Annotated in this window: 30 protein-coding genes; 15 read left to right on the forward strand and 15 right to left on the reverse strand. The window is 43.5% G+C overall.

What is annotated here, in order from left to right:
* Positions 1-708: 708 nt before the first annotated feature.
* The 13 genes from Q4546_RS14380 to Q4546_RS14440 form a co-directional block, all read right to left on the reverse strand.
* On the reverse strand, positions 709-1,008 hold the full coding sequence (locus tag Q4546_RS14380) for a transposase (RefSeq protein WP_102440095.1): 300 nt from the start codon (positions 1,006-1,008) through the stop codon (positions 709-711).
* Between the two features lie 476 nt (positions 1,009-1,484).
* Positions 1,485-2,846, reverse strand: coding sequence for a magnesium transporter (gene mgtE, locus Q4546_RS14385; protein ID WP_102440096.1), 1,362 nt, complete (start codon positions 2,844-2,846; stop codon positions 1,485-1,487).
* 198 nt (positions 2,847-3,044) lie between these two features.
* Entirely contained in the window at positions 3,045-3,317 is a 273-nt protein-coding gene (locus Q4546_RS14390; RefSeq protein WP_102440123.1) for an HPr family phosphocarrier protein, read from the reverse strand.
* A 25-nt stretch (positions 3,318-3,342) separates the two neighbouring features.
* Positions 3,343-4,191, reverse strand: a complete 849-nt coding sequence (gene rapZ, locus Q4546_RS14395) for an RNase adapter RapZ (protein ID WP_303446480.1) — start codon at positions 4,189-4,191, stop codon at positions 3,343-3,345.
* Complete coding sequence (gene ptsN, locus Q4546_RS14400) at positions 4,188-4,631, reverse strand: PTS IIA-like nitrogen regulatory protein PtsN (protein ID WP_102440098.1); 444 nt, start codon at positions 4,629-4,631, stop codon at positions 4,188-4,190. The genes rapZ and ptsN overlap by 4 nt, the downstream gene beginning before the upstream one ends.
* 2 nt (positions 4,632-4,633) lie before the next feature.
* A complete protein-coding gene (hpf, locus tag Q4546_RS14405; protein WP_076539186.1) occupies positions 4,634-4,921 on the reverse strand; it encodes a ribosome hibernation promoting factor in 288 nt (95 codons plus the stop codon).
* A 23-nt stretch (positions 4,922-4,944) separates the two neighbouring features.
* Complete coding sequence (locus Q4546_RS14410) at positions 4,945-6,429, reverse strand: RNA polymerase factor sigma-54 (RefSeq protein ID WP_102440099.1); 1,485 nt, start codon at positions 6,427-6,429, stop codon at positions 4,945-4,947.
* A gap of 134 nt (positions 6,430-6,563) precedes the next feature.
* Positions 6,564-7,295, reverse strand: a complete 732-nt coding sequence (gene lptB, locus Q4546_RS14415; protein WP_076539182.1) for an LPS export ABC transporter ATP-binding protein — start codon at positions 7,293-7,295, stop codon at positions 6,564-6,566.
* A complete protein-coding gene (gene lptA, locus Q4546_RS14420) occupies positions 7,295-8,005 on the reverse strand; it encodes a lipopolysaccharide transport periplasmic protein LptA (RefSeq protein ID WP_102440100.1) in 711 nt (236 codons plus the stop codon). Before lptA ends, lptB begins: the two co-directional genes overlap by 1 nt.
* Positions 7,992-8,552, reverse strand: coding sequence for an LPS export ABC transporter periplasmic protein LptC (gene lptC / locus Q4546_RS14425; protein WP_303413838.1), 561 nt, complete (start codon positions 8,550-8,552; stop codon positions 7,992-7,994). The genes lptA and lptC overlap by 14 nt, the downstream gene beginning before the upstream one ends.
* The gene (gene kdsC / locus Q4546_RS14430; RefSeq protein WP_076539176.1) at positions 8,549-9,115 is read right to left on the reverse strand and encodes a 3-deoxy-manno-octulosonate-8-phosphatase KdsC; all 567 of its coding nucleotides are present in this window, start codon (positions 9,113-9,115) and stop codon (positions 8,549-8,551) included. The genes lptC and kdsC overlap by 4 nt, the downstream gene beginning before the upstream one ends.
* 1 nt (position 9,116) lies before the next feature.
* On the reverse strand, positions 9,117-10,094 hold the full coding sequence (locus tag Q4546_RS14435) for a KpsF/GutQ family sugar-phosphate isomerase (protein ID WP_076539174.1): 978 nt from the start codon (positions 10,092-10,094) through the stop codon (positions 9,117-9,119).
* 68 nt (positions 10,095-10,162) lie between these two features.
* The gene (locus Q4546_RS14440; protein WP_102440103.1) at positions 10,163-11,125 is read right to left on the reverse strand and encodes a calcium/sodium antiporter; all 963 of its coding nucleotides are present in this window, start codon (positions 11,123-11,125) and stop codon (positions 10,163-10,165) included.
* 183 nt (positions 11,126-11,308) lie between these two features.
* Here Q4546_RS14440 and Q4546_RS14445 point away from each other — a divergent pair, with 183 nt between their 5' ends.
* The 7 genes from Q4546_RS14445 to murA all read left to right on the forward strand — a co-directional run bounded on the left by Q4546_RS14445 (position 11,309) and on the right by murA (position 15,987).
* Positions 11,309-12,136: an ATP-binding cassette domain-containing protein gene (locus Q4546_RS14445; RefSeq protein ID WP_102440104.1), complete on the forward strand. Its 828-nt coding sequence runs from the start codon at positions 11,309-11,311 to the stop codon at positions 12,134-12,136.
* The gene (gene mlaE, locus Q4546_RS14450; RefSeq protein WP_102440105.1) at positions 12,123-12,908 is read left to right on the forward strand and encodes a lipid asymmetry maintenance ABC transporter permease subunit MlaE; all 786 of its coding nucleotides are present in this window, start codon (positions 12,123-12,125) and stop codon (positions 12,906-12,908) included. Before Q4546_RS14445 ends, mlaE begins: the two co-directional genes overlap by 14 nt.
* 73 nt (positions 12,909-12,981) lie before the next feature.
* Complete coding sequence (gene mlaD / locus Q4546_RS14455) at positions 12,982-13,455, forward strand: outer membrane lipid asymmetry maintenance protein MlaD (protein WP_102440106.1); 474 nt, start codon at positions 12,982-12,984, stop codon at positions 13,453-13,455.
* 30 nt (positions 13,456-13,485) lie between these two features.
* A complete protein-coding gene (locus Q4546_RS14460) occupies positions 13,486-14,130 on the forward strand; it encodes a phospholipid-binding protein MlaC (RefSeq protein WP_303446489.1) in 645 nt (214 codons plus the stop codon).
* Positions 14,127-14,423, forward strand: a complete 297-nt coding sequence (locus Q4546_RS14465) for a lipid asymmetry maintenance protein MlaB (RefSeq protein ID WP_303446481.1) — start codon at positions 14,127-14,129, stop codon at positions 14,421-14,423. Before Q4546_RS14460 ends, Q4546_RS14465 begins: the two co-directional genes overlap by 4 nt.
* Before the next feature lie 25 nt (positions 14,424-14,448).
* Positions 14,449-14,700 carry a BolA family protein gene (locus Q4546_RS14470; protein WP_076539160.1) on the forward strand — a complete coding sequence of 84 codons (252 nt, stop codon included), beginning with the start codon at positions 14,449-14,451 and terminating at the stop codon, positions 14,698-14,700.
* Positions 14,701-14,727: 27 nt separating this feature from the next.
* Positions 14,728-15,987, forward strand: coding sequence for a UDP-N-acetylglucosamine 1-carboxyvinyltransferase (gene murA, locus Q4546_RS14475; protein WP_102440108.1), 1,260 nt, complete (start codon positions 14,728-14,730; stop codon positions 15,985-15,987).
* Positions 15,988-16,097: 110 nt separating this feature from the next.
* Here the strand turns inward: murA and degS are convergent, their stop codons facing one another.
* Together degS and Q4546_RS14485 are read right to left on the reverse strand one after the other, a co-directional pair.
* A complete protein-coding gene (gene degS / locus Q4546_RS14480; protein ID WP_102440109.1) occupies positions 16,098-17,171 on the reverse strand; it encodes an outer membrane-stress sensor serine endopeptidase DegS in 1,074 nt (357 codons plus the stop codon).
* A 116-nt stretch (positions 17,172-17,287) separates the two neighbouring features.
* Entirely contained in the window at positions 17,288-18,640 is a 1,353-nt protein-coding gene (locus Q4546_RS14485; RefSeq protein ID WP_102440110.1) for a DegQ family serine endoprotease, read from the reverse strand.
* Between the two features lie 233 nt (positions 18,641-18,873).
* Between Q4546_RS14485 and zapE the strand changes: the two genes are divergently transcribed.
* From zapE to rlmB, 8 genes are all read left to right on the forward strand, one after another.
* Complete coding sequence (zapE, locus tag Q4546_RS14490; protein ID WP_102440111.1) at positions 18,874-19,986, forward strand: cell division protein ZapE; 1,113 nt, start codon at positions 18,874-18,876, stop codon at positions 19,984-19,986.
* Between the two features lie 242 nt (positions 19,987-20,228).
* Positions 20,229-20,660 (forward strand): 50S ribosomal protein L13, encoded by a 432-nt coding sequence (gene rplM / locus Q4546_RS14495; RefSeq protein ID WP_076539151.1) that lies wholly within the window; start codon positions 20,229-20,231, stop codon positions 20,658-20,660.
* A 15-nt stretch (positions 20,661-20,675) separates the two neighbouring features.
* Positions 20,676-21,068, forward strand: a complete 393-nt coding sequence (gene rpsI, locus Q4546_RS14500) for a 30S ribosomal protein S9 (RefSeq protein ID WP_076539149.1) — start codon at positions 20,676-20,678, stop codon at positions 21,066-21,068.
* A 167-nt stretch (positions 21,069-21,235) separates the two neighbouring features.
* The gene (locus tag Q4546_RS14505) at positions 21,236-21,424 is read left to right on the forward strand and encodes a DUF2065 family protein (protein WP_102440112.1); all 189 of its coding nucleotides are present in this window, start codon (positions 21,236-21,238) and stop codon (positions 21,422-21,424) included.
* A gap of 67 nt (positions 21,425-21,491) precedes the next feature.
* Positions 21,492-22,787 (forward strand): adenylosuccinate synthase, encoded by a 1,296-nt coding sequence (locus tag Q4546_RS14510; RefSeq protein ID WP_076539144.1) that lies wholly within the window; start codon positions 21,492-21,494, stop codon positions 22,785-22,787.
* Positions 22,788-22,981: 194 nt separating this feature from the next.
* Positions 22,982-23,635 carry a tetratricopeptide repeat protein gene (locus tag Q4546_RS14515; protein ID WP_102440124.1) on the forward strand — a complete coding sequence of 218 codons (654 nt, stop codon included), beginning with the start codon at positions 22,982-22,984 and terminating at the stop codon, positions 23,633-23,635.
* 35 nt (positions 23,636-23,670) lie between these two features.
* On the forward strand, positions 23,671-26,145 hold the full coding sequence (gene rnr / locus Q4546_RS14520) for a ribonuclease R (protein ID WP_102475896.1): 2,475 nt from the start codon (positions 23,671-23,673) through the stop codon (positions 26,143-26,145).
* Between the two features lie 4 nt (positions 26,146-26,149).
* A complete protein-coding gene (gene rlmB, locus Q4546_RS14525; protein ID WP_102440114.1) occupies positions 26,150-26,893 on the forward strand; it encodes a 23S rRNA (guanosine(2251)-2'-O)-methyltransferase RlmB in 744 nt (247 codons plus the stop codon).
* The last annotated feature ends 26 nt before the right edge of the window (positions 26,894-26,919 follow it).

Raw genomic sequence — 26,919 nt, forward strand, 5'->3', positions numbered from 1 at the left:
GATACTGCAATCATGGGGGGAATGCAGTCACTGAGCTTGAATAAAATTGACAAGCTTGATTGTTTAAAAGCCTTTATCGTCGGAATATTAGCTTCTTAATAAGTGCACTTGGGGTGGTGCGCTTATCGAATCAAACCTGCCGGAACCGTTATAAAATCAATTCGTTTTGTCTTTACTGGCACTAATGACATCCTTTCATTAGCACCGGCCTTACACTGCCTTTTGGCATTCCTGCGACCTATTATTATTGTTAGTCCCTGTTGCAGGTTTCAATTCAGTGATACTGCAATCATGGGGGGAATGCAGTCACTGAGCTTGAATAAAATTGACAAGCTTGATTGTTTAAAAGCCTTTATAGTCGGAATATTAGCTTCTTAATAAGTGCACTTGGGGTGGTGCGCTTATCGAATCAAACCTGCCGGAACAGTCTTAAAATCCATTCGTTTCGTATTCACGGGCACCAATGACATCCTTTCATTAGCACCGGCCTTACACTGCCTTTTGGCATTCCTGCGACCTATTATTATTGTTAGTCCCTGTTGCAGGTTTTTAGCTTACATAGCTGCTTTATATCAGCTTTTTATGTAATAAAATTGACAAACCTGAGGGTGAACAGCTCTATATTTTACAATAGATTTGTCGCTAATTAATTGCCGATGGGGGCAGCGTTTAATTCAATCAAGTTTGTCGGAACTGTGTTAATCCCCACTAATTGCTATTAATCGATAACAGCTGCTGATTCAGCTGAGATAACTTAAGTTGTAAGTGAGCTATCTCTGACACTAAAGCGCTTTTCTGTTTAGCTTGTGTACGCTTGCGAGTGGTCACGCCCTCGGCATTAGTTTTTGATGTCATCGCGGTTTCTTTATTTTTAACCCATTGGTAAACCGTTTTTGCTGAGATGCAGTATTGCTTAGCAACATCAGAAATTAATCGATTATGTTGCTTCACTTCAGCGATCACTTGCTGCTGAAAGCTCTCGGGATAAAACTTTGTTTGTGCTGACATATTAGCTCCAAGCATTTAAAAGCGATTAACTTCGTCGGCTTAACGATAAGACTATTCTACTTCCCATAGGCTACAGCCTACATGCTTATAAAAGTGGCACTGATTACGACAAAGATTCAAACATGTGTGTAATAATTTCATCATCGACTCCTGCTGATATTCAAATTTATAAGGCTTAAATTTCTCCACTAAATTGGTCAAATTAAAAGCTACCTCTTTAGTGATACGTAACTCAATGGAATACTTGTGCCAATTATGAAATAAATATTTTACCCTTTTATTACAGTGACTTATTTTTTTAAAGTGTTAGCTCTAAAAAGTGAGCGTGAAACATCTTGGTGCAAAAGTACTATTTTGGTGCGAATCGGTTTTAATTGGTAAACAAAAGTAACCATTAAAACTCTATGGTTTTAAGGCACAAAAAAGCGGCAATAAATGCCGCTTTTTATGCTGATGAAAGAGGGGGTTTTACGGCGCTACATTAAGAAAATGGTCGCTAAGCCTAAAAAGGCGAATAAGCCAATCACATCGGTGACTGTGGTTAGTACCATACCGCCAGCCAATGCCGGATCGATATTGAGTTTTTTAAGTATGAGCGGAATACTGGCCCCCGCTAGTCCGGCAACGGTCATGTTAATGAGCATCGCGCCGCCAATGAGACCGCCCAGTGCCATATCACCTTTCCATAGCCACACTGCAAAGAAGACCAGTACCGACCACATGAGGCCATTAAGAAAACCAATGGCTAATTCTTTACCGATAAGCCAACGGGAGTTACTTTGGCCAATATGACCCAAGGCGATACCACGAATAACCAGAGCTAAGGTTTGATTGCCTGCCACACCGCCCATACTAGGGACAATAGTCATTAAAATCGCGATGGTGGCAAATTGCTCTAACGTGCCTTCAAACATATTACTTACTGATGCAGCAAGTAAGGCGGCAAACAAGTTAATGGTAAGCCATAGCGAGCGTCTGAAGGTGCTTTTCATTACGGGGCCAAAGGTATCTTCATCGTCATCCATACCCGCCATCCCCATCATTGAGTGTTCGGCGTCTTCACGAATAACATCGACCACATCATCAATGGTAATACGGCCTAATAATTTTTGCGCTTCATCTACCACTGGGGCCGAAATCCAGTCATGGCGTTCAAATAATTGCGCCACTTCATTATCAGGCATGTCCACAGGGATGCTTTCTAATTCAGGATCCATGATGCTGCGAATGGTTGAATTAGGATCACAAGTGAGTAGATCGGCAAGGCGCACCCCACCAAGCACATGATCGTTGCGATCAACCACATATAAGGTATCTGTGGTATCGGGTAAGTTGCCGCGCTGGCGCAAATAGCGTAATACCACATCAATATTAACGTCAGGACGCAAAGTGACCGTATCAGTATTCATGATACTGCCAGCGGTGTCATCAGGGTATGACAGTGCTTGTTCGACGCGATGGCGGTCTTGACTGCTCATGGATTGCAGTACTTTTTTATAAACAGCATCTGGCAAACTTCTTAAGATGTAAGCCAAGTCATCGGTATCCATCCCTGAGGTGGCTTGGGCTACTTTTTCTGGGGTCATAGCGCTGATGAGTGAATCTTTTAACTCTTCACCGAGTTCTTCTAGGATTTCACCCGCTTGCTCATGATCAATCAGTTGCCATAACACTTGACGAGTTTTCGGCGGTGATGATTCAAGAATTAATGCGACATCGGAGGCGGCCATGTCATGAAGCATATTTCTGACATGAACAAACATACCGCTACCTAATGCTTGTGTAAGCTGATTAAGACGTTGTTCGGTCAGTTCGCTGTCGATGACTTCAATACCCATTGGCTACTCCTGAAAAGACGATGATGAAATGTTAACTTAACTCACCGGAAAGAATGAAGAAATTTCTAATATCTGATGGCTTGATGCGCAATTCATAAATACGCTAATACTGCTTGGTGGTGTGTTGAGTATAGCTAATAAAATAATGGTAAAGGTGAGTCGCTGTGTTTCCTTGGAGATGTTACTGGGCGCAGGCGGTTAGCTTTCTTCGTCAAATTTATCGTTGATTAACTTGCATACGGCCTCAAGGGCTTTTTCTGCATCACGGCCTTGAGCTTCAACAGTAATGATTTTACCAATGCCACTTTCTAACATTAATAACCCCAATACACTGGCAGCACTGGCTTGTTTCTCACCTTGGATAAGGGTGATAGTTGCGTCAAACTCGGTAGCTAAAATTGCCAATTTAGTCGCCGCTCGCGCATGCAAGCCTAGCTTGTTACTGATGGTAATTTGCTTTGAATAGGCCACCGTTTTGGCTGGCGTTGTGGTTAGCTTATTCAATGCCAAGCTCTCTATGGCGGGCGCTGACTTTGTGCTTAGAGTTGTTGAAACGTTTAGCGAGCTGATCGGCAATATAAACCGAACGGTGCTGACCGCCAGTACAACCAATGGCAATGGTCAGGTAACTGCGGTTATTACGCTCTAAATGTGGCATCCAAGTGTCAAAAAGGTTTTCAATTTGCCAGATAAACTTATTCACCAAAGGCTGTCGCTCTAAGAACTCTTGCACGGGCGCATCTAGGCCTGTGTAGGGCCTTAACTCAAGCTCCCAGTGCGGATTCGGTAAAAAGCGCACATCAAACATAAAGTCTGCTTCAGCCGGCATGCCATGCTTAAAGCCAAATGACTCAAAATGTACCACTAATTCTTTATCAAAACTGCCTAGCAAGATTTGCCGAACATGATCGCTCAATTCGTAGATATTAGTTTGCGAGGTGTCGATATAGTGATCAACCATTTTGGCTATGGGTTCGAGTAACCGCCCCTCAAGCTTAATGGCTTCTTGTAACGAAATTTGATTCTTAGACAGTGGGTGTAATCGGCGGGTCTCACTAAAACGCTTCAGTAACACTTTATCGTTGGCGTTTAAAAAGAAACTGGTAATGCTGGTATCGTCAGACAGTAAAGCAATTTGCTCTTTGAGTACTTTGCCTTGCTCTTCGATATTACGCACATCGACGCTAATGGCGACAAGCTCGTTACTATCTTTAAGCTGTTCAAGCAGGCTGCCAATCAGTGGCAGTGGCAGGTTATCAACACAGTAATAACCTAAATCTTCAAGCACTCTCAGTGCGACTGATTTTCCTGAACCTGAACGTCCCGATACGATGACAAGTTTCATGCAGTAATAACCTGATAAAGTTCTGTAGCGTCATGACTCTTTCGAAGTCGTTTAAGTATCAATTTATCACTGAGTTTCTCTGCCATGCTAGATAATGTGCTTAGGTGTTGCTGGCACTGATCTGCAGGTACAAGAAGCGCAAATAAAATATCTACAGGTTGCTTGTCTATGGCATCAAAGGCGATTGGCTCTTCGCATTTGATTAAAATAGCAATGGGTTCTTCGATATTATCTAAGCGCCCATGTGGAATTGCTATGCCATTTCCTATACCTGTACTGCCCATTTTTTCACGCGCTATTAGACTTTCAAAAATAGCCTGTGAAGAAAGGGTTGGGTACTGGGCAGCCATTAAATTGCTGATTAATTCCAGTACCTTTTTCTTACTGCCCGGAGTGGCACAGGTAGTGCACGCCGGCTGCAGGATGGTACGAAGTTCCATCGTTAATGCTTAGTGAGTTTCTCTTTATGTTTAATTACCTGACGGTCTAGCTTATCTATCAGGGCGTCTATTGCCACATACATATCAGCGTTACGCGATACAGCAAACACTTCACCGCCTTTTAGGTGCAGTTTGGCTTCGGCAATCTGTTGTAGCTTTTGAACATCGAGCACAACGTGAACATTATTGATCTGTTCGAAGTGTCGTTCAAGCTTTGAAAATTTTGTTTGCACGTATTCCCGTAAAGATTGAGTTATTTCAATATGGTTTCCAGTCAGGTTAATTTGCATAGGTCATCCTCCAATAACAAAAGTTATAAGCTTTTGCGTTGGTTTGAGGGAGGGATGAGCATTGCCTCTCGATATTTGGCTATCGTACGTCGAGCAACGTTAATCCCTTGTTCAGCCAATAGTGTCGCCATTTTACTATCACTAAGAGGCTTTTTCGGGTTTTCTGCAGCTACGAGCTTTTTAATAAATGCGCGAATTGCTGTAGAAGAGCATTCTCCACCATCATCGGTACTTACATGGCTTGAGAAAAAATATTTTAGTTCAAAAAGTCCACGGGGGGTATGCATGTATTTTTGGGTCGTGACCCGTGAAATGGTCGACTCGTGCATTTCAACCGCTTCAGCAATATCATTGAGCACCATCGGCTTCATGGCTTCTTCACCGAACTCAAAGAAACCTTGCTGAAATTGTACGATACAGTTAGCCACTTTTAGTAAGGTTTCATTACGGCTATCGATGCTTTTGATAAACCATTTGGCTTCTTGTAAATGACCACGAATAAATTGGCTGTCAGCTTGGCTTGAACCGCCTTTGGCCATAGCTGCATATTGCTGATTAACGCCAATTTTAGGCATGTTATCGGGATTTAGCTCGACCACCCAGCGACCATTCTTTTTAAGTACAGTAACATCAGGAATGACGTACTCATCTTTAATGGGGGTAATTTGCAAGCCTGGACGTGGATTGAGCGTTTGAATAAATTCAATGGCTTCACGTAAATCATCTTCTTTAAGCTTGGTTTTACGCATCAGTAACCTAAAGTCACGACCGGCGATTAAATCAAGATGATCTTTAATCAGTAACTTAACATTATCTATGCAAGGAATTTCATTAGGGTATTGGCCTAATTGAATTAATAGACACTCACTTAAATCTCGCGCTGCAATGCCGACGGGATCGAAGTGTTGTACCCGTTTAAGTACAGCTTCAACTTCATCGAGTTCGATATCGTCAGTGCCTAAGGATTGCAAAATGTCTTCAACGCTCTGGGTGAGGTAACCGCGCTCATCAATGGCATCAATAATGGCGGTTGCAATCACCAAGTCATTTTCAGAAAAGGGAGTGAGGTTTTTTTGCCATTCAAGATGCTCATACAAGCCTTCACTGGTTTCGCCTTGAAACGGCATATCATTACCGCTCGATACTGCGCCAGAGCCAGAAGTCGGCGAGGCGGTATACACCTCATCCCATGTGGTATCCATAGGGAGTTCTTCAGGCATAGAATCTTTAGTGAGCGATTCAGTGGTATCAACCGTTGAGGTGTCTTTTTCTATGGTGACTTGGCTATTATCACTAAAATCGGTGTCAGTTTGCAGGGCGTTTTCTTTTACGGGCTCTTTGGCTTTAGTGAATTCGTCTTCAAGCTCTAATAGCGGGTTTGAATCAAGTGCTTGTTGAATTTCTTGCTGTAGCTCCAATGAGGAAAGTTGCAATAAGCGAATCGCTTGTTGCAACTGTGGGGTCATGGTTAAGTGTTGACCCATTTTGAGTTGGAGTGAGGCTTTCATGTACCGCTTGTCCCTAATTGAATTACATCATCGCGACGAACAGTGTGGGCGCTAGTTTATGATCCTAGAAAAATAGACTAGATTAAGGTTTGTTGTTGGCCGCGAATGCCATACTAAAAACTGAATAGTGCTAACTATAGCTTGAATTGTTCACCTAAGTATACCGACCTAACTTGCTGATTGACTAAGATCTCAGCAGGTGTTCCTTCAGCAATCAAGTTTCCGTGACTCACAATATATGCTCGCTCACACACATCAAGTGTTTCACGGACATTATGGTCGGTAATTAGCACCCCTAAACCACGGCTTTTAAGTTGTTGAATAATTTTCTTGATGTCGATTACTGAGATAGGATCTACCCCTGCAAAAGGTTCATCTAATAAAATAAACTTAGGATTTGCCGCTAATGCGCGTGCAATTTCAACTCGGCGACGCTCGCCTCCCGATAACGCCATACCTTGGCTATCACGGATATGAGTTATGTTAAATTCTTCTAATAAATGTTCCAGTTCTTCAATGCGCTGCTCATTTGATAAGCTTTTGCGAGTTTGAAGCACTGCCATTATATTATCGTGTACTGTGAGCTTACGAAAAATACTGGCTTCTTGAGGTAAGTAGCCAATGCCTTTTCGGGCGCGCAAATGCATTGGATCTGCGGTTAAATCATCTTCATCGATCAGAATGCGGCCCTTATCACTTTTGACTAGGCCTACGACCATATAAAAGGTGGTGGTTTTACCCGCGCCATTAGGGCCAAGTAAGCCAACAATTTGGCCGGTTTTTACCGTCAGGCTGACATCTTTTACTACCTGGCGACTTTTATAACTCTTAGCGAGATTTTCAGCGGTTAACGTAATTTGGGTCATTAGTCATTTTGCTCAGCTGCTGGGGCTGACAATGTCGCCTGCGCCTCAGCGTTAAGTGATTCAGTTACTTCGGGTGTTTCAGTTGAGTTCACAGCCTCTACAGCAGATAAATTGTTGTTTTCAATTATAGCTGGTGGCGTGTCATCACCGGGTTTAGCGCTGTCTGGTAAATGTGGTTGCTCATCTTTTTTCTTTTCAGAATCAATCAAGTCTGGGTGACTTTCTGGTTGAAAAATAGTGATAACCCGATCTTCACCAGTACCGGTGCTTTCAGCAATTAACTGCTGCTTTTCAATGTTGTAGCTAATTAGGTTACCAGTAACCTGGCTGCCAGCTTGGTCCAATTTAGCATTACCCGTTAAGGTTAAAATGCTAGTGGCAAGCTCATATTTAATTTCATCGGCACTGGCAGTACCAATACGGCCATCATCTAACTCTTGGGAAAATGTCGCAGGGTTACCTGTGGCAACCATGGTTTTTTGGGTGCCGCTTTCGGTGCCAAATGCGCGTAATTCGTCGGCATTAATGTTAATCGACCCTTGAGTCACATTAACTGGGCCATAGAAGATGACCTGATTGTTTTTTATGTCAGCTTTTTGGCTCACAGCTGCGACTTTAAGCTCTTGCTGTAAATCGCCTTCTTTTGCATAGGCGCTGGCAATACTGACTACACTGAGTAGTGAGGCAATCAAAAGTTTACTTTGCTTCATACGTTCCTTCTACTTGACTTAAAAGTTCAAGTTCTTGAGCATTTAAATCAGCATACAGGCCTAAACCTTGTATATTAAAATCTGACCCAGTAACAAAAATTTGTCTATCTGAGGTCAAAATCATGGTGTTCATATCGAGTGCCAACATGGTGGTTGTCAAAGATTGTAATGGCTCGTCGATGTTTATTGCATCAATAATAACATTATTTTCTAAAACTACTTTGCCTGTTTCATTATTCAGCTTGCCTAAATCTGCGCTTAATTGCCATTCGGCTTCACCATTTTCAGGATAAATAAGGTAGACAGGCTCAGTAAACATGGTTTCATTACTTTGCTGAAAGTGCTCCATGTATTTCGCTGAGACTCGGCTTTGCACTAAACCTTGCTCATTAAATTCAGTGGTGCGTAAGTCATTGGCGATAAAATCAGGGCGAGCAGGGGCAGGCAATTTACTTGCCTCCATCTGACTACGTTTAACTTGTACTTGCCAATAAAGGACTAAGGCTGCGCCAAAAAATCCGATAATAGCGAAGGTCACTCGGCTCATATACTCATTCCGTGGGCATTTTCAAACTTATCTTGGCTAAGTAATAGCAAATCGGTGAGTTCACGTAATGCGCCATTTCCGCCGTTAATGGTGGTGGTCATATGGCAATGTTGTTTAACATAAGGATGGCCATCAGCCACACAAACTGCAAGGCCAACCTGTTTCATCACAGGTAAGTCAACCATGTCATCACCAATATAGGCGACTTCATCTGGGCTAACGCCATAGGTATCTAACAGGCTTTGGTAAGGCACTAGTTTATCATCAACACCTTGATAAATATGAGTGACACCTAAAGCGGTCATTCTATTTTCCACAATGGCAGATTTACGCCCGGTTATCACAGCAACATGAATATTACTGGTTAAAATAGAGCGAATGCCATAACCATCACGGGTATGAAATGCTTTTAACTCTTCCCCTGCATTACTTAAATAAATACGGCCATCGGAAAATACCCCATCGACATCGCAAATAAGCAGCTTAATTTTTTTGGCTTTTTGCCAAACATCATCAGAGATTGGGCCGTAAAAACCTTGGTGCAGTGTTTCGTGTAATGACATGTTAAATGACTCCAGCTTTAACCATATCGAGCATGTTAAGTGCGCCGACTGGGCGTTGGTTCTCGTCTACGACAATTAAACCGTTAATACTTTTTTCTTCCATAATCTGTAATGCTTGCGCGGCTAAAATACCTGGGCTGATGGTAATGCAGTTGGTTGTCATTACATCGGCAATAGCGGTAGTACGCAGGTTCACTTCAGCATCGATGACGCGGCGTAAATCACCGTCAGTAAAGATCCCGACTAGCTTGTCTGCATTATCGATCACTGCAGTCATACCTAAACCTTTATTTGAGATCTCATATAGGGTTTCAGTAATGCAGAGCTCACTTTTCACCTGTGGAATATCAGCGCCTTTGTGCATTACATCGCTGACTTTAAGTAATAGTTTACGACCTAAAGATCCACCAGGGTGGGATAGGGCGAAATCATCACGGGTAAAGCCTTTCGCTTGCAATAATGCTACGGCCAAGGCGTCACCCATCACCAAGGTTGCGGTAGTGCTTGATGTTGGTGCTAGCCCTAATGGGCAGGCCTCTTCAGGCACTTCAATACATAAATGCAGTTTAGATAGCTTGGCCATATTGGATTCTGGTTTACCCGTAATCGCGATTACCGGGACCCCCATGCGCTGTATAACGGGCATTAAGGTGAGAATTTCACTGGCTTCACCAGAATTTGATATGGCTAAAATAATATCATTTTTTGCCAGAGCGCCTAAGTCGCCATGGCTTGCTTCGCCAGGGTGAACAAAAAATGCAGGCGTGCCTGTGCTGGCGAGTGTGGCAGAAATCTTATTGCCAATGTGGCCAGATTTGCCCATGCCCATGACAATGACTTTGCCTTTACATTCTAAAATGAGTTCACAGGCTTGGCCAAACTCGTCTGAGTCTACATATTGATAAAGGTTATCTAATGCTGCCTTTTCAATATCAATGACTTGACGACCCCATTGGCGCAATTGTGTTTGTTCTGTCATATGTATCTCTCTATTGTCCAAAGCGATTTCGGGTTACGCTTTGGTGAGTCACACATCTTTATGCCCCATTATTGTGATTGAAATAAGACAACTTGGTACGCAATAAAGACGATTAATAAAAGGGCTCCATGCCAGCGAGTAAGCTGCTTTTTAGCGCCACTCGATAATACCAGTACTGCTAATGCGGTGCTGGTTGCTAGTACCATGTAAAAATCTCGACCGCTTGCATTTATGTCGATTTCACCTGGGGCAATCAGCCCTGGAATGGCCAGCACTGCTAAAATATTAAAAATGTTTGAGCCAACAATATTACCAATCGCGAGGTCGTCTTCTTTTTTTAGGACGCCAGCGATGCATGCTGCTAGTTCCGGTAAACTGGTGCCAATGGCAATAATGGTCAAGCCGATGACCAGATCTGACAAGCCAAATGTCTTGGCAATGCCTACCGCGCCCGTCACCATCCAGTCTGCCGAGAGTGGCAATAACACCATACCAACAATGATCCAGATAATAGCATGTAATGTGGGTACATTTTTAGGGATCTCTGCGTCAGACTCATCAGCTAGGACATCTTTTTTCTTATTTCGCATCGCGCTCCAAATGAAATAGCCCATCAAGGCGAAAAATGCGATTAATAATACCCCACCTTCAACACGGGTGAGCATGCCGTCGTGAATAAGGTAGCCAGCTAATACGGTTGCCGCAATCATGATTGGAATTTCACGCTTTAAGGTTTCTGAGCGAACTGAAATAGCCCCAAACAATGCGGTAACCCCTAATATCAAGGTGATGTTAGCCACGTTTGAGCCGAGCACGTTACCAATTGCAGTATCGCTCATGCCTTCCATTGATGCGGTGGCAGCAACCAGCATTTCTGGCGCTGAGCTGCCCATGGCCACAATGGTTAAACCGATTAACATTGGTGGCAGGCCTAAGTTTCTAGCAAAGGCGGCAGCTCCGTAAACAAAGCGATCTGCGCTCCAAACTAATGCGCCCAATCCGACGATGAGCATCATGATATTAAAAAGCATCTTGTTCCAATTATTTGAGTTATGGCGATATTTTTGTCAGATATTAACAAAAATCATCGCTATTGCGAAAATTGTTAGGGATTGTAACGCATGGTGATTGATTTGTTGTAGGTTCTTACACAATTTCGTACACTTCAGCTCTACATCTCGTTCTCTAGGAAGGCTATTATTTCCTCTATAGACATGTCTACTCCAAGTTTAGAGCCCACTAGGTCAGCCCTTGTAGAAGTTAAGAACATGGGCTTTAGCCGAGGGACTAAGGTTATCTTTGATGATATCAGTCTCAGCATTCCAACTGGCAAAGTGACCGCCATTATGGGGCCAAGTGGCATAGGTAAAACCACCTTACTTAAACTTATCGGCGGTCAATTAACCCCTGATAGTGGTGAGGTGCTTTTTGCTGGGCAAAACATTCACCAACTGAAGCGGCAACAATTATTTGAGCAGCGAAAGCGCATGAGTATGTTGTTTCAAAGTGGGGCGCTTTTTACCGATATGAATGTGTTTGATAATGTGGCGTTTGCGCTGCGTGAGCACTCAGGGTTAGCTGAAACTATTATTCGTAAGATTGTGTTGATGAAGCTGCAAGCCGTGGGGCTGCGGGGCGCCGCTCTGATGATGCCCAATGAGTTATCCGGCGGCATGCAGCGCCGAGTTGCATTGGCGCGGGCGATAGCACTTGAGCCTGAAATGATTTTGTATGACGAGCCTTTCGCCGGTCAAGATCCTATTTCGATGGCGGTGCTGGTGAAATTGATTGGCGAATTATCTGAAACATTGAGGCTGACTTCGGTGGTCGTGTCCCACGATGTGGATGCAGTATTGAGTATTGCCGACTATGTTTATGTTATCGCCGAGAAAAAAGTAATCGCTTCAGGCACGCCTGCTGAATTACGGGCTTCAACCAATCCACAAATTGAGCAATTTATTCATGGAGCACCCGATGGGCCGGTGGCTTTTCATTATCCAGCTGAAGACTATCAACAGGAGATGTTAAGTGGACGTGATTAACTTTATCAGTAATATTGGCCGCTTTGCTTTGGATTTTATTTCAGGTCTAGGCCGAGCAGGGCTGATGTTATGGGGCGCTATTGCCCGTTGGCCGAATGTTAAAAAAGATATTGGCTTAATCACCAAGCAAGTTTATGTGTTGGGTGTTCGCTCCATGGTGATCATCATAGTCTCTGGCCTGTTCATCGGTATGGTGCTGGCATTACAAGCTTATACGGTACTGGCTGATTTTGGCACGGTCGAAAGCCTAGGGCCCATGGTGGCATTGAGCTTATTAAGAGAGCTTGGTCCTGTGGTTGCGGCATTACTTTTTGCAGGGCGCGCAGGCTCGGCATTAACCGCTGAAATTGGCTTAATGAAATCAACCGAGCAGTTATCAAGCTTAGAGATGATGGCGGTTGACCCTTTACACCAAATCATAGCGCCACGTTTTTGGGCGGGGGTTATCACCCTGCCATTATTAGTGATGATGTTTTGTCTTGTTGGCATTATCGGCGGTCATTTAGTGGGAGTTGAATGGAAAGGCATTGATAGCGGCTCTTTTTGGTCAATTCTGCAAGCATCGGTTGAGTGGCGCCAAGATATTGTAAATTGTTTAATCAAAAGTGTGCTTTTTGGCGTAGTGGTAACCTGGATATCTTTATATCGTGGTTATGAAGTCATTCCCAACCCCGAAGGCATTAGCCGAGCGACCACATCCACTGTGGTTCAGGCGAGTTTAGCAGTGTTAGCGCTCGATTTTTTACTGACAGCGATTATGTTCGGCAATTGATGTTAACTGCTGAGTGTTAGCTAGAGGTAAGTTGGGTAAATTTTGCATTCATTAATTAAAGTGGTTTAGTCGTATGTTGACACGGAAAATAGAGTTATTGGTTGGATTGTTCTTATTGTCAGGCTTAGTGGCATTTTGTGTGCTGGTATTTAATGTGGCCAATGTTGAGCTTAAGCCTAATCAGGCAACTTACAGTTTACACGCTGAATTTAGCAATATCGGTGGCTTAAAAGTACGCTCGCCAGTGAAAGTGGGCGGGGTGGTTGTCGGAAGGGTAACTGATATTCAGCTCGACCCCAAAAAGCTTGTACCGATAGTGAGCATCACTATGGATAAGCAATATGATCAATTTCCAGAGACCAGCAGCTTATCGATTTTAACTGCAGGTTTATTGGGTGAGCAGTTTTTGGGGTTAACCCCAGGCTTTATGGATGATGATATTGAGATGCTCGCTGATGGCGATAAAATTTATGACACGCGCTCAGCATTAGTACTGGAAGACTTAATCGGTCAGTTAATCTATAGCATGTCATCGGATGATAAGTAGGAGCGGTATATGAAGCAGTTTATTCGCGTTATGTTAAGTGTCTTTTTATGGTTAAGCATCAGCCCGCTTGGTGCTGCAGAGCTGACGACTGATGACATAGATACCCATGATCCGTTCAAGCTGGTGCAGCAAGTATCAGAGAAAACCTTTGCGCGTTTTGATAAAGACAAAGCCCTCATTGACAATGATTTAAGCTATTTAAAAGTTATCGTTCGCGAAGAGCTTATGCCCTATGTTGATTATAAATACGCCGCGTATAAAGTGATGGGGCAATACCTGCGTGACACGACTCCTGAACAACGTCAGCGGTTTGTGGATGCTTTTGAAGGTTATTTAGTGGCTACCTATGCCCAAGCCTTTACTGAGTACACTGGTCAGCAAGTACAGTTTTTCCCGGCTGCTGATTTTAGTAACGAGAAAATGATCGATGTCCGCGTCGAAATTATTGAAGATGGTCGCCCGCCCATTAAAGTGGTGTTTAAAGCCAGACGTCTAAAAGATGACAGCTGGAAAGCGTTTGATTTGGTGGCGGAAGGCGTGAGTTTACTGGCGTCAAAGCAATCAGAAATTTCCAATTTAATTCGCCAAAAAGGCGTCGATAAGGTCATCGACATGCTTTATGAGCGCACCAACCAAAATATTCGCTTAGATCAGGACGAGGGCAATGCTGCGTGATTGAATTTTCACAGCAAGGTGATATTTGTCACCTAAAAGGGCAATTAACTCAGGTTGAGGTCAGAGAATTGTGGCCAAATCAACAACAATTGTTTACTGATACGACTCAAGTGTTAGACTTGTCTGCTTTAGAGTATGTTGACAGTGCAGGCGTGGCCTTATTGCTTGAACTAATATGTTTAGGTCATTGTCATGGGGGCAACACTCAGCCAAGGAGCTTGGCTAATCCGAGTAAGCATCTAAAAAAACTTATCGAGTTGTATGATTTAGAGTCCTTTTTCATAGAACAATAGCATTGAATTTAAGGTAGCACATTTCATGGATTGCAAAGTAATTGAGCAGATTTTATCAGAGGCGTTAACCCTAGATGAAGTACATGTGACTTCAGATGGTAGCCACTACAAAGTGGTTGCAGTTGGCGAAATGTTCGACGCTATGAGTAAAGTGAAGCAGCAGCAGACCATTTATGCACCACTGAATGAACATATTGCCAGTGGTGAGTTACATGCGCTTACTATCAAGACTTTTACGCCGACTCAGTGGAAGCGTGAAAAATTATTTAATATGTAAGCGTAATACTGAGTGTAGAGAATTAGTGTGGATAAATTAACAATACAAGCCAGCAAGCCCCTTGCCGGAGATGTGACCATCTCTGGTGCCAAGAATGCGGCTTTGCCGATCCTGTTTGCTGGTGTTTTAGCTGAAACTGACTTTAATATTTCGAATGTACCTAACCTTCGCGATGTAAAAACAACCTGTGAATTACTTCGCTGCCTTGGTGCTGATGTCACTGAGTTAGGCAATAGCCAATATCGGATCTCAACCACTAATCTCAAAGAGTTTTGTGCGCCATACGATTTGGTTAGAACCATGCGCGCCTCTATTTTGATTTTAGGGCCGTTACTGGCTCGATTTGGTACCGCTGATGTTTCATTGCCTGGTGGCTGCGCGATTGGCGCAAGACCTGTGAACTTGCATTTGCAAGGGCTAGAGCAAATGGGCGCTACTATTGAGGTAAAAGAAGGTTATATTAAAGCCAGAGTTGATGGCCGCTTAAAAGGCGCGCATATCTTTATGGATATGGTCAGCGTTGGTGCCACTGAAAACCTATTGATGGCTGCGACCTTAGCTGATGGTGAAACCATTATTGAAAATGCCGCTCGCGAACCTGAAATTAATGATTTAGCACATTGCTTAATTGCAATGGGCGCAAAAATTACCGGTGTTGGCAGCGCAACCTTGCGTATTCAAGGGGTTGAGAAACTCTCTGGTTGTAACCACAGAGTGATGCCTGATCGCATCGAAACCGGCTCATTTTTAGTGGCTGCAGCCGTGACGCGCGGAAAAATTCGCTGTCTAAGCGCTGATCCTTCAAGCCTAGAAGCAGTTCTGGCAAAACTTGAAGATGCTGGCGCGGTGATTAATACTGGCGACGATTGGATTGAACTTGATATGCAAGGCAAGCGCCCTAAAGCGGTTAATATTAAAACTGCGCCATATCCTGCTTTTCCGACGGACATGCAAGCGCAATTTTGTGTGTTAAACGCATTAGCTGAAGGCACCAGTCATGTGACTGAAACGATTTTTGAAAATCGTTTTATGCATGTACCTGAGTTAAGCCGTATGGGCGCTGAAATGGAGCTAGAGGGTAACACCTGCATCATTAATGGTATTGAGCGCATGAACGGTGCGCAAGTGATGGCGACAGATTTACGCGCTTCAGCGAGTTTAGTGATTGCAGGCCTTATGGCTGACGGTACGACAACCGTTGATCGTATATATCACTTAGATCGTGGCTATGAGCATATCGAAGAGAAGTTTAAAGCCATCGGCGGTGAAGTGGTTCGTATTGCATAAGCTGTAGATTGCTTAAGTTGTTTGCCAAAGCTTTATAGTAAAGAATAAAAAGTCAGTTACCTAAGGTAGCTGACTTTTTTATGATTAAATGGTTAAGTTGTAATTTGTGCTTAAGGTTCGACAGCCTTCTCACCAATAATCACTGGCACATCATAAGACTTACCTTCGCGGATGATGGTCATTGTGATGCTATCTCCGGGCGCTGTTTCAGCAATTCTATCCATCAGCATTTCAACCCCAGGAACACTCTCTTCTGCATAAGCGATAATCACATCTCTTGGACGCAGTTTCGCATCTGCCGCAGGCCCTTTGGGATCAACAGCGGTGACCAATACGCCTTTTAAATCCGGTAAGTTGAGGATTTGCGCCATAACAGGGCTTAACGGCTCGCCTGAAATCCCTAACGCGCCACGAATAACGCGGCCATTTTTAATCAACTTTCCCATAATGCTGTGAGCCAGTTTAATTGGGATGGCAAAGTTAATACCGTGCCCGCCACCTTCATCACCGATTTGAAATGCCGCAGTATTAATACCAATTAGTTCGCCAGTGGTGTCGATAAGTGCACCGCCAGAGTTACCGGCATTAATGGCTGCATCGGTTTGTAAGAAATCAAGATAGCCTGAACTTAAGCCGTTTCGGCCGGTTGCACTGATAATACCTTGGGTAATGGTTTGGCCTAAGTTGTAAGGGTTACCAATGGCAAGTACCACATCGCCCACTTGTGCAGGTTTGGATAAATTGATCGGCACGATAGGTAGATTATCGCCTTCAATTTTAAGGACCGCTAAATCGGTGACTGGATCTGAACCGACAACTTCTGAGGTAAATTTTCGGCCATCTTGTAGCGCGATAACAATTTCATCGGCTTTTTTAATTACATGGTAATTGGTTAAAATGTAGCCTTCTTTACTCATGATAACCCCAGAACCCAAGCCTTGAAGCGAGCTTGAATTTAATGGGCTATTTTGATCTAAACTAAGGCTATAAATATTGACCACAGCAGGGGCTGCTCGACGAACGGCTTTAGCAAAGGATAAGTCATTGTGGTGCTGGGTAGTGGTTAAGCCATTATTGAAATTACTGTTGTTGGTTATCGAAGTAACAAATATGAAAGCGGCCGCCATGACTAATCCAAATGCCACAGCTTTGGTCAAATATAAAATTGTGTCTTTGAAATTCATTGGCTGACTAAATTATGAAAAAGTACCCAAGATATTATCATGATTAAAAAAATTAAGCATCGTAACAGGGCTACGATGCTTATTGGGTAAAACAACAGGGTTTATTCGGTGCTGCTTTAACGCAGTACCAAGTAAAGCAGCTTATTGTCACGCAATATTTTCAATGCGACCGCGCCTTGCTGAGTCTTTAGCTGCTCTTTTAAGTCTTTAAGGCTTTTTACTTTACTGCGATTTAGCCCGACAATTAAATCGCCTTTCTCGAGTCCATTTCTGGCGGCTGGCGATCCTTGAGCCACTTCAGCAATTTCAATACCTTTACGGCTATTACTTAACTCAGCCCCTTCAAGCATTGGGTGTAATGCATCAGCACTGGTGCCTGAACTGCTATTTGACTCACCAAGGGTGACATTAATGGTTTCATTATCACCATCGCGAATGATGCCAATTTTAACTTTAGCACCAGCGCCCATAGTGGCGACCTTTGCTCGCAAGGCTTGGAAGTTTTTAATCTGCTTACCATTGACACTGACAATGATGTCACCCGCTTCTATACCTGCTTTGTCTGCGGCGCTATCAGGCATGACTTCACTAATAAAACCGCCATGCTGGGTTTCTAGACCAAATGCTTTGGCCAATTCGTTATCTAAGTCTCGGCCCATAACGCCAAGCACGCCACGTTTAACTTCACCATGCTCAATAATTTGATTAATTAGGTTGTTAACCATATTAGCCGGAATAGCAAAGCCAATACCGACGTTGCCACCACCGGGGGCCACAATGGCGGTATTAATACCGATTAACTCACCGTTAAGATTAACCAAGGCGCCGCCTGAGTTACCACTATTAATCGCGGCGTCAGTTTGGATAAAGTTCTCCAGCATTTCAATCCCTAAACCGCTACGGCCCAAGGCGCTAACAATACCTGAAGTCACGGTTTGCCCTAAACCAAATGGGTTACCAATGGCGATAGCAAAATCGCCGACACGGATATCATCAGAGTTGGTTTGTTTCACTTGGGTAAGGTTTTTCGCTTCTATTTGTAATAGCGCAATATCAGATTCAGGATCTGAGCCAATGAGTTTTGCGTCAATCTCACGGCCATCATGCAGACCAATTTTAATTTCATCAGCACCATTAATAACGTGGTTATTCGTGACGATGTAACCCTCTTTGGCGTTAATGATGACCCCTGATCCTAAGCCTCTAAAAGGGCGTTCACGCACTTGTTCTTGGGGGGCGTTAGGGCCAAAGAAATATCGAAACACATCGGGAATTTGTTGTTTAGAGGTTTGGGTGCCGCTGACTGCAACAGAGACGACAGCGGGAGTTGTTTTTTCTAGCATGGGAGCGAGGCTAGGTAGCGCTTGACCATTAACAGTTTGTGGAATTGCAGCTTGGGACAACGCCGGCATTAACGATAAAGAGGCGGATAATATCGCTGCTGAAACTAAGGTTAATTTGGGTTTCATTGTTTCTTGCTCCTTGAAAATTAATCTTTGCTTATACACATATTATGGGTGACTGGCGTAAATACAACTTCAGTTTAGCTGTATTGACTATATAACCTCGGAGTGTTCTAAGTTTCAATAAGTTCAGCCATCATTAACAAAGGTTAATTTTTATGTGGTTTACCGTTACGCCGGCTAAGGGTGATATGTTATGGTTGTGTGGAATTTTCAGCAGTATATAGAGAGTAGTCCCCGTGTCGCAGTTAAGCCCTTGGCAGCATTACCAGCAAGATTTAACCCGTGAAGGTTTCTCCCATGATTTAGCCCAAGAGCAAGCGGTAAAGTCATTGCAACGTGTTTATGAAGAACTTATCGCAGCCGATGTTCAGCAGTCCTCATTGAGTCGGCTTTTAGGTTCAATCGGCCTTAAAAAATCAGCCCCTAGCGTCAAAGGTTTATATTTATGGGGCGGAGTAGGTCGTGGTAAAACTTACTTGATGGATACTTTTTTTGATGCGCTGCCAACAGAGAAAAAACTGCGGGCCCACTTTCATCGCTTTATGCACCAGCTACACCATGACTTAGGCGAACTTGACGGTGTTCAGGACCCATTAATTACTATTGCTAACAAAATGGCGCAGCAATATAACATCATATGTTTCGATGAATTTTTTGTTTCTGACATTACCGATGCCATGTTATTGGGCACCTTGTTCCAACACTTATTTAAAGAAGGGGTCGCGTTAGTGGCCACCTCAAACATCATTCCCGATGACCTCTATAAAAATGGCTTACAGCGCGCAAGATTTTTACCCGCAATCGCCTTAATAAACCAAAACTGCGAAATCCTTAATGTGGATTCGGGTATTGATTATCGCTTACGAACCCTTGAGCAAGCTGAGATTTACCACTACCCACTGGATGAGCAGGCTGACACCAACTTGTTAAGCTATTTTGCCCAGCTTGCTCCAGAATCAGAAGTATTCACTGACGCCATTGAAATTGAAGGCCGTGAGGTGAATATTCGCCAGCAATCCCAAGGGGTGCTATTGGCCAACTTTAGAGACTTATGTGACGGCCCTCGATCCCAGCGCGACTATATGGAAGTGGCTCGTTTGTACCATACCGTTCTATTAAGTGGGCTTGAACAAATGGGCTCAGCCACAACCGGTGATGATATTGCTCGGCGATTTCTCGCGATGGTAGATGAATTTTATGAGCGTAATGTGAAGTTAATTATTTCTGCTGAAGTTTCATTAGAAGATATTTACACAGATGGTTTACTCAGTTTTGAGTTTAGACGCTGCCGCTCAAGATTGATTGAAATGCAATCACATGACTATTTAATGTTGGAGCATTTACCATAAATAGTTATTGAGGGATGAAATCAGCTAAAGCACCAGAGAAGTTTTTTAGAAAACTATCAGAAATTAGGTGATTTTTAACTCAGCTTTGTCTATAATCCGCCACCTGCCCTCGTTACTCCACCGAATTTGGGTGGACGATTTAAACCAATTTCAGCTCGAAGGGGCTTTGAAATGGTCATTGTGTTGTTTGCATTCCGCATTCAGCATTGAGACAGAATTTTAAACATTGGGTTTTTGTAAAAATGAAGACTACATTTACTGCTACACCAGAAACAGTCACACGTGACTGGTTCGTCGTTGATGCCGAAGGTAAAACTTTAGGTCGTATCGCTACTGAAATTGCTACTCGTTTACGTGGTAAGCACAAGCCAGAGTATACTCCTCATGTTGACACTGGTGACTACATCATCGTTATTAACGCTGAGAAAGTTACTGTGACTGGTAACAAAGCTAAAGGCAAAATTTACTACTCACATACAGGTTTCATCGGTGGTATTAAGCAGATTTCTTTTGAAAAGCTGCAAGATCATAAGCCTGAAATGATTATCGAGAAAGCAGTTAAGGGTATGTTACCAAAAGGTCCTTTGGGCCGTGCTATGTTCCGTAAGCTTAAAGTTTACGCTGGCACTGAACATAACCATGCTGCACAACAACCTCAAGTTCTTGATATCTAATACGGGAGTAAGCTAATGTCTGCAACTCAGTACTACGGCACTGGCCGTCGTAAAACATCAACTGCTCGCGTATTCGCTAAAGCAGGTAGTGGTCAAATCGTTGTTAACCAACGTCCACTAGATGTATATTTTGGTCGTGAAACTGCTCGCATGGTTGTTCGTCAGCCTCTAGAGCTAGTTGAAATGACTGACAAACTTGACATCTATGTAACTGTTAAGGGCGGTGGAACCACTGGCCAAGCAGGTGCAATTCGTCACGGTATTACTCGTGCATTGCTTCAGTTAGACGAAGCTCTACGTCCTTCTTTACGTTCTGCTGGTTTCGTTACCCGTGATGCTCGTAAAGTTGAGCGTAAGAAAGTTGGTCTACGTAAAGCACGTCGTAAGCCACAATTCTCAAAACGTTAATACGTTTTCAGAATTCAAAAAACCCAGCTATATGCTGGGTTTTTTATTGGCTTTTTTTAGGTAAAAACGCCAATTAGTCATTCGATGTAATGCGATGACCGCTTAGAAGCGTTATGGTGTAGTCGATGTTTTTTGCTAATGTGTAAACCAAATAGTGGAACTAGACCATGAATTTTCAAATGTTGATGTTTGCCATGGGGCTTGTTTTGGTACTTGAAGGTATCGGACCCTTATTATTTCCGCTGCAATGGAAAAAATATTTAGCCGAATTTTCGATGCAAAATAAGAATAATCTCAGGCGGTTAGGTGGCTGCCTAGTCTCTGCCGGCATAGTACTATTAATAATTTTCGCATAAAATACTTGCATATTACCCCCTAAAATCTGTTAAAATTCGCCTTTATACCGCAACCTTGCAGCAGACGATGGGCAAAAACGTAGTAGTACTCGGCACTCAATGGGGTGACGAAGGAAAAGGTAAGATTGTCGACCTTCTAACAGAACAGGCAAAATATGTAGTTCGTTACCAAGGCGGCCACAATGCTGGTCATACTCTGGTAATTGACGGCGATAAAACCGTACTTCACTTAATTCCGTCAGGGATTTTACGTGATAATGTGAAATGCATTATCGGTAATGGTGTGGTATTGGCTCCTGATGCTTTGATGAAAGAGATCAACATGCTTAAAGAGCGTGGAGTTCCTGTCGAAGAGCGTCTTCTTATTTCAGAAGCATGTCCACTGATCCTACCTTTCCATTGTGCTCTTGATGTAGCTCGCGAAAAAGCGCGCGGCAATCAAGCTATCGGTACAACGGGTCGTGGTATTGGTCCAGCTTATGAAGATAAAATTTCTCGTCGTGGTCTACGCGTTGGTGATTTATTCAATGCAGAGTTATTCGCAGTTAAATTAAAAGAAGTGATGAAATATCACAACTTTATGCTGACTGAATACTATGACTGTGACGCAGTTGATTATCAAACTACCCTTGATGATGCATTAGCAATTGCTGATTATCTTAAGAGTATGTGTACTGATGTTACTGAATTACTTGATACAGCCCGTAAAGCGGGTGAGCCTATCTTGTTTGAAGGTGCACAAGGTACATTACTTGATATCGACCATGGTACATACCCATATGTGACTTCATCAAACACTACAGCAGGTGGCGTCGCTACCGGTTCTGGTTTTGGTCCTCGTCACTTAGATTATGTTCTAGGTATCATGAAAGCTTACACTACACGTGTAGGTGCAGGTCCTTTCCCAACAGAGCTTGAGAATGAGATCGGTGATTACTTAGGTCATAAAGGCCAAGAGTTTGGTGCAACTACTGGTCGTAAACGTCGTCCAGGTTGGTTAGATGCTGTGGCAATGCGCCGTGCAGTTCAAATCAACAGTGTTAGCGGCTTCTGCCTAACTAAACTTGACGTTCTTGACGGTCTTGAAGAAGTTAAGATCTGTGTTGGTTACCAGTATCCTGATGGAACTGTAGAAACTGTCACACCACTTGCAGCTGAAGGTTACGAACAGGTTACTCCTGTATTCGAAACTATGCCTGGCTGGAGTGAGTCTACCTTTGGTGCGACTTCAATTGAGCAACTGCCACAAGCAGCGCTTAATTATATTGCTCGTATCGAAGAGTTACTTGAAGCGCCTGTTGATATCGTATCAACCGGTCCTGACAGAAACGAGACAATCGTATTAGTTAATCCATTTAACTAACACATAAAAAGGCCGCTATTTAGCGGCCTTTTTAATATGCAGAATTAACAAACCTTAGACGATAAAATTGAAACTGTAACTCCGCGCAATTTCTCTTCTTTTTACTGCTTTTTTAAAATCATTTTGGCAATTCAAATAACCACTAAATATTGTTGTTTGTGCAGTTAATACTCAAGATATAGGCTATAATGCCGATGCATAGAGTAACTAAAGTGTCATTGAGAATCGTTATGCTGCGTTTATGTTTGTTGGTGTTGTGCTTACTGCCGAATTTAGCTGTTGCTGAATTAACCGCGGTGGATATCTATGGTGATGAGCAATTAATTAAATTGATCCGCAATGATGTTTATTTAAAGCAAGTTAAACGCGATGACTGCCAACTAGTGCAAGATATTGAAGCTAGAGCAGAAGTACTCCAGCAGCCCATGTATCAGTTTTTATGGGCCGAAATGCTCAACCATGGTGTGTGTGTAGATAAACACGCTTCCCGTGGCATGGCGTTATTACAAACTGCTGCAGAGCAAGGTAGCGCTGAGGCGATGCTGAAACTGGCCGAATATTACTATCACGGTGAAATGGTAGTGCAAGACAAAAATCGAGCAGTGCAATATGTGATGCCGGCAGCAGCCAATGGCGATCTGCCTGCAAGATTGATGTTAGTTCGCCTATACGGCGAAGGTTATGGTAGCCCTGTTGATTATCAATTAGGTTACCATTGGTTATATAACAGCGTATTTAATGATGCCGCGACACAGAAAAAAGCCACATCATTATTGCAGATGTTAGCCGCTAAAATGCCCGCCAGTATAATAGAGCGAGCACAGCAGCCACAGCTGCACAACCGCTAAGACTCCCACGAGGGAGTAAATTATTTGGAAATTGAATGATCATCGATCCTCATTTTGAGAGAGAGCAAGACAAGTACGAAAACCCAATCCCAAGCCGTGAATACATACTAGAGTATTTGCGTGAGCAAAAGTCACCTGTCACCAGAGAACATATCGCCGCCGCGCTAAAAATGGTTGATGAAGACCACTTAGAAGCGTTAAGAAGACGACTGCGCGCCATGGAGCGTGATGGGCAACTGGTTTATACCCGTGGCCATAGTTATGGTCTTCCTGAAAAAATGGATCTGCTTACCGGTACGATTATCGGCCATCGTGATGGTTTCGGATTTTTTAAATCTGATGAAGGCGGTGACGATCTCTTTATTAATAATCGTGATATGCAGATGTATTTTCACGGTGATAAAGTGTTGGCGCAAAAAGCAGGTTCCGATCGCCGTGGACGACGTGAAGCGCGTATCGTTCGTTTAGTGCAGCAGCGCAGCGCGCCATTAGTCGGCCGTTATCATGTTGATGCTGGCATGGCATTTGTGATTGCCGATGACAGACGCATTACCCAAGAAATCTTGATTGCCAAAGAAGACGCTAATGGCGCCAGAGCTGGCGACGTTGTTGTGCTTGAATTAACCCGTCGTCCTGGACGATTTGTTAAAGCGGCAGCTAAAGTGACCGAAGTGCTCGGTAAAACAATGGCGCCAGGTATGGAAATTGAAATTGCTCTGCGCAATTACGATTTGCCTCACAAATGGTCAGCGGTTATTGAGAAAAAACTTAAGCGCATTCCGGATGAAGTCCCAGAGTCTGATAAACAAGGTCGCGTCGATTTAAGACATTTACCCTTAGTGACCATTGATGGCGAAGATGCCCGCGATTTTGACGATGCTGTTTATGCCGAAACTAAACCTAGCGGTGGCTGGCGTTTATGGGTCGCTATTGCTGATGTAAGTCACTATGTGCGTACAGACTCGGCATTAGATGATGAAGCGAGATCCCGTGGTAACTCAGTGTATTTTCCATCGCAAGTTATCCCGATGCTACCAGAGAAAATCTCTAATGGTTTGTGTTCACTAAATCCCCATGTTGATCGCCTTTGTATGGTGGCTGAGATGACCATTTCAGCTGCGGGTAAACTATCGGGTTATAAGTTTTATCCGGCAGTGATGCACTCACATGCGCGTTTTACTTACACGCAAGTGGCAGCCATGCTAGAAGGTGGCAAGATTGCCCCTGAGCATGAAGCTTTGTTCCCGCATCTTCAGTGTTTACAGTCGTTATATTTAACCTTAAATGAGCGCCGCGCAGAACGTGGGGCGATTGCGTTTGAAACCGTTGAAACCCAGTTTGTGTTTAACGAGCAACGTAAAATTGAAGCAATTGTGCCCCGTAGCCGTAATCAGGCACATAAAATCATTGAAGAATGTATGATTTTAGCCAACGTCGCTTCAGCTAAGTTCGTCAAAAAGCATAAAGGTGAAGTGTTATACCGTGTGCATGAGTCACCTTCAGAAACCAAGTTGGCAAACTTCAAAGAGTTTCTGGCAGAACGCGGTTTATCAATGAATGGCGGCACTGAACCTACGCCGTCAGATTATCAGGACTTAATGCTGAAAATTGCAGATAGACCGGATGCTGAATTGATCCAGGTAATGTTACTGCGCTCAATGAGACAAGCGATATACACCCCTGATAATGACGGTCACTTTGGCTTGGCATTAGAAGAGTATTCACACTTTACCTCGCCTATTCGTCGTTACCCTGACTTAGTCTTACATCGCGTTATCCGTTATTTGTTAGCGGCAGAGCAAGGTGAGATGAAGCAGAAGTGGACCCCAGAAGGTGGCTACCATTATCTACTTGAAGAGCTAGATAAACTGGGCGAAGAGTGTTCAACTACTGAGCGCCGTGCAGATGAAGCCACACGTGATGTCAGCGACTGGCTCAAATGTGAATACATGCAAGATCATGTTGGTGATGAATTTGAAGCTGTCATTGCTTCAGTGACCAATTTTGGTTTGTTTGTACGTTTAAAGGATTTGTATATCGATGGCTTAGTGCATATCTCAAGCTTAGTCAGCGATTATTATCAGTTTGACCCAATGCGTCAGCGTTTGATTGGCGAAAACACCCGCAAGGTTTATCAAGTGGGTGACGAGGTCAATGTCAAAGTTGCCGCGGTTAACTTAGATGATCGTCAAATCGATCTGATCATGATTGGTGATCACGGTAAGAGCCGTAAGAAAGCCAATAAGAAGCCATTAACAGCCAGAGAAAGAGCCAATCTTGAAGGCGCTAAAATGGGCGCATCAGCAAAAGGTGAGCCAGCTGCAGAGTCGCCAGCAAAGGGGCGTTCTGGCAAAGCGGGTAAAAGCACAGCGGGCAAAGCGAAAAAATCTGCCACTAAAGGCGGAAAAAAGCGCAAGCCTGCAGCTAAAGCTGCAAATAGTTCAGCGGCTGGTGTAACATCACCGGCTGCTAAAAAACCATCGACTAAAGCAAAGCGCAAGAGAAAATAAGTAAATGAAAAAACAAGATATCATTTTTGGCATTCACGCAGTAGAAGCTTTGCTAAGCAACTCACCTGAACGCGTCATTGAAGTTTGGGTATTACAAGGTCGTGATGACGAGCGTTTATTACCATTAATCAAAAAAGCGACAGAGTTTGGTGTGTCTGTACAAAGTTCAGGTCGTAAAGTACTAGATGACAAAGCATCGAGCACTCAGCATCAGGGTATTGTTGCACGAGTTAAAGCTGCTAAAATCTTGGCTGAAGCGGACTTAGATGCTTTATTAGAAAAGACAGACCTACCATTTTTGTTAATTCTTGATGGTGTCACTGACCCACATAATCTAGGTGCTTGTTTACGTAATGCCGATGCTGCCGGTGTACAAGGGATTATCGTACCAAAAGATAACTCGGTGGGACTGACGTCAATCGTGAGCAAGGTTGCTTGCGGCGCGGCTGAAACGATTCCATTATTCCAAGTTACCAACCTTGCCCGTACTATGCGTCATATTCAGCAAAAAGGGGTGTGGATTATTGGTGCCGCCGGTGAAGCGGATTGTGAGTTATACCAAGCAGACTTAAAAGGGCCTTTAGCCATTGCGATGGGCGCAGAAGATAAAGGTTTACGCCGTTTAACCCGTGAAAGCTGTGATTCAATAGTGTCAATCCCGATGGCGGGAAGTGTCTCAAGCTTGAATGTATCAGTGGCAACCGGTATTTGTTTGTTTGAAGCTGTGCGTCAACGTTTAGTGAAGTAATTTACTGAGCTGATCAGCAGATAGTG

Origin of the sequence: Shewanella sp. 4_MG-2023 (assembly GCF_030548015.1) — a bacterium.
In the GTDB taxonomy this organism is placed as follows: Bacteria; Pseudomonadota; Gammaproteobacteria; order Enterobacterales; family Shewanellaceae; genus Shewanella.

Excerpts from the sequence above, each read along its gene's own strand:
- Q4546_RS14380 (WP_102440095.1), bottom strand. The coding sequence starts at position 1,008 with ATGTCAGCACAAACAAAGTTTTATCCCGAGAGCTTTCAGCAGCAAGTG.
- mgtE (WP_102440096.1), bottom strand. The coding sequence starts at position 2,846 with ATGGGTATTGAAGTCATCGACAGCGAACTGACCGAACAACGTCTTAAT.
- rapZ (WP_303446480.1), bottom strand. The coding sequence starts at position 4,191 with ATGAAACTTGTCATCGTATCGGGACGTTCAGGTTCAGGAAAATCAGTC.
- ptsN (WP_102440098.1), bottom strand. The coding sequence starts at position 4,631 with ATGGAACTTCGTACCATCCTGCAGCCGGCGTGCACTACCTGTGCCACT.
- hpf (WP_076539186.1), bottom strand. The coding sequence starts at position 4,921 with ATGCAAATTAACCTGACTGGAAACCATATTGAAATAACTCAATCTTTA.
- Q4546_RS14410 (WP_102440099.1), bottom strand. The coding sequence starts at position 6,429 with ATGAAAGCCTCACTCCAACTCAAAATGGGTCAACACTTAACCATGACC.
- lptB (WP_076539182.1), bottom strand. The coding sequence starts at position 7,295 with ATGACCCAAATTACGTTAACCGCTGAAAATCTCGCTAAGAGTTATAAA.
- lptA (WP_102440100.1), bottom strand. The coding sequence starts at position 8,005 with ATGAAGCAAAGTAAACTTTTGATTGCCTCACTACTCAGTGTAGTCAGT.
- lptC (WP_303413838.1), bottom strand. The coding sequence starts at position 8,552 with ATGAGCCGAGTGACCTTCGCTATTATCGGATTTTTTGGCGCAGCCTTA.
- kdsC (WP_076539176.1), bottom strand. The coding sequence starts at position 9,115 with ATGTCATTACACGAAACACTGCACCAAGGTTTTTACGGCCCAATCTCT.
- Q4546_RS14435 (WP_076539174.1), bottom strand. The coding sequence starts at position 10,094 with ATGACAGAACAAACACAATTGCGCCAATGGGGTCGTCAAGTCATTGAT.
- Q4546_RS14440 (WP_102440103.1), bottom strand. The coding sequence starts at position 11,125 with ATGCTTTTTAATATCATGATGCTCATCGTCGGATTGGGCGCATTAGTT.
- Q4546_RS14445 (WP_102440104.1), top strand. The coding sequence starts at position 11,309 with ATGTCTACTCCAAGTTTAGAGCCCACTAGGTCAGCCCTTGTAGAAGTT.
- mlaD (WP_102440106.1), top strand. The coding sequence starts at position 12,982 with ATGTTGACACGGAAAATAGAGTTATTGGTTGGATTGTTCTTATTGTCA.
- Q4546_RS14460 (WP_303446489.1), top strand. The coding sequence starts at position 13,486 with ATGTTAAGTGTCTTTTTATGGTTAAGCATCAGCCCGCTTGGTGCTGCA.
- Q4546_RS14470 (WP_076539160.1), top strand. The coding sequence starts at position 14,449 with ATGGATTGCAAAGTAATTGAGCAGATTTTATCAGAGGCGTTAACCCTA.
- degS (WP_102440109.1), bottom strand. The coding sequence starts at position 17,171 with ATGAATTTCAAAGACACAATTTTATATTTGACCAAAGCTGTGGCATTT.
- Q4546_RS14485 (WP_102440110.1), bottom strand. The coding sequence starts at position 18,640 with ATGAAACCCAAATTAACCTTAGTTTCAGCAGCGATATTATCCGCCTCT.
- rplM (WP_076539151.1), top strand. The coding sequence starts at position 20,229 with ATGAAGACTACATTTACTGCTACACCAGAAACAGTCACACGTGACTGG.
- rpsI (WP_076539149.1), top strand. The coding sequence starts at position 20,676 with ATGTCTGCAACTCAGTACTACGGCACTGGCCGTCGTAAAACATCAACT.
- Q4546_RS14505 (WP_102440112.1), top strand. The coding sequence starts at position 21,236 with ATGAATTTTCAAATGTTGATGTTTGCCATGGGGCTTGTTTTGGTACTT.
- Q4546_RS14510 (WP_076539144.1), top strand. The coding sequence starts at position 21,492 with ATGGGCAAAAACGTAGTAGTACTCGGCACTCAATGGGGTGACGAAGGA.
- Q4546_RS14515 (WP_102440124.1), top strand. The coding sequence starts at position 22,982 with ATGCATAGAGTAACTAAAGTGTCATTGAGAATCGTTATGCTGCGTTTA.
- rnr (WP_102475896.1), top strand. The coding sequence starts at position 23,671 with ATGATCATCGATCCTCATTTTGAGAGAGAGCAAGACAAGTACGAAAAC.
- rlmB (WP_102440114.1), top strand. The coding sequence starts at position 26,150 with ATGAAAAAACAAGATATCATTTTTGGCATTCACGCAGTAGAAGCTTTG.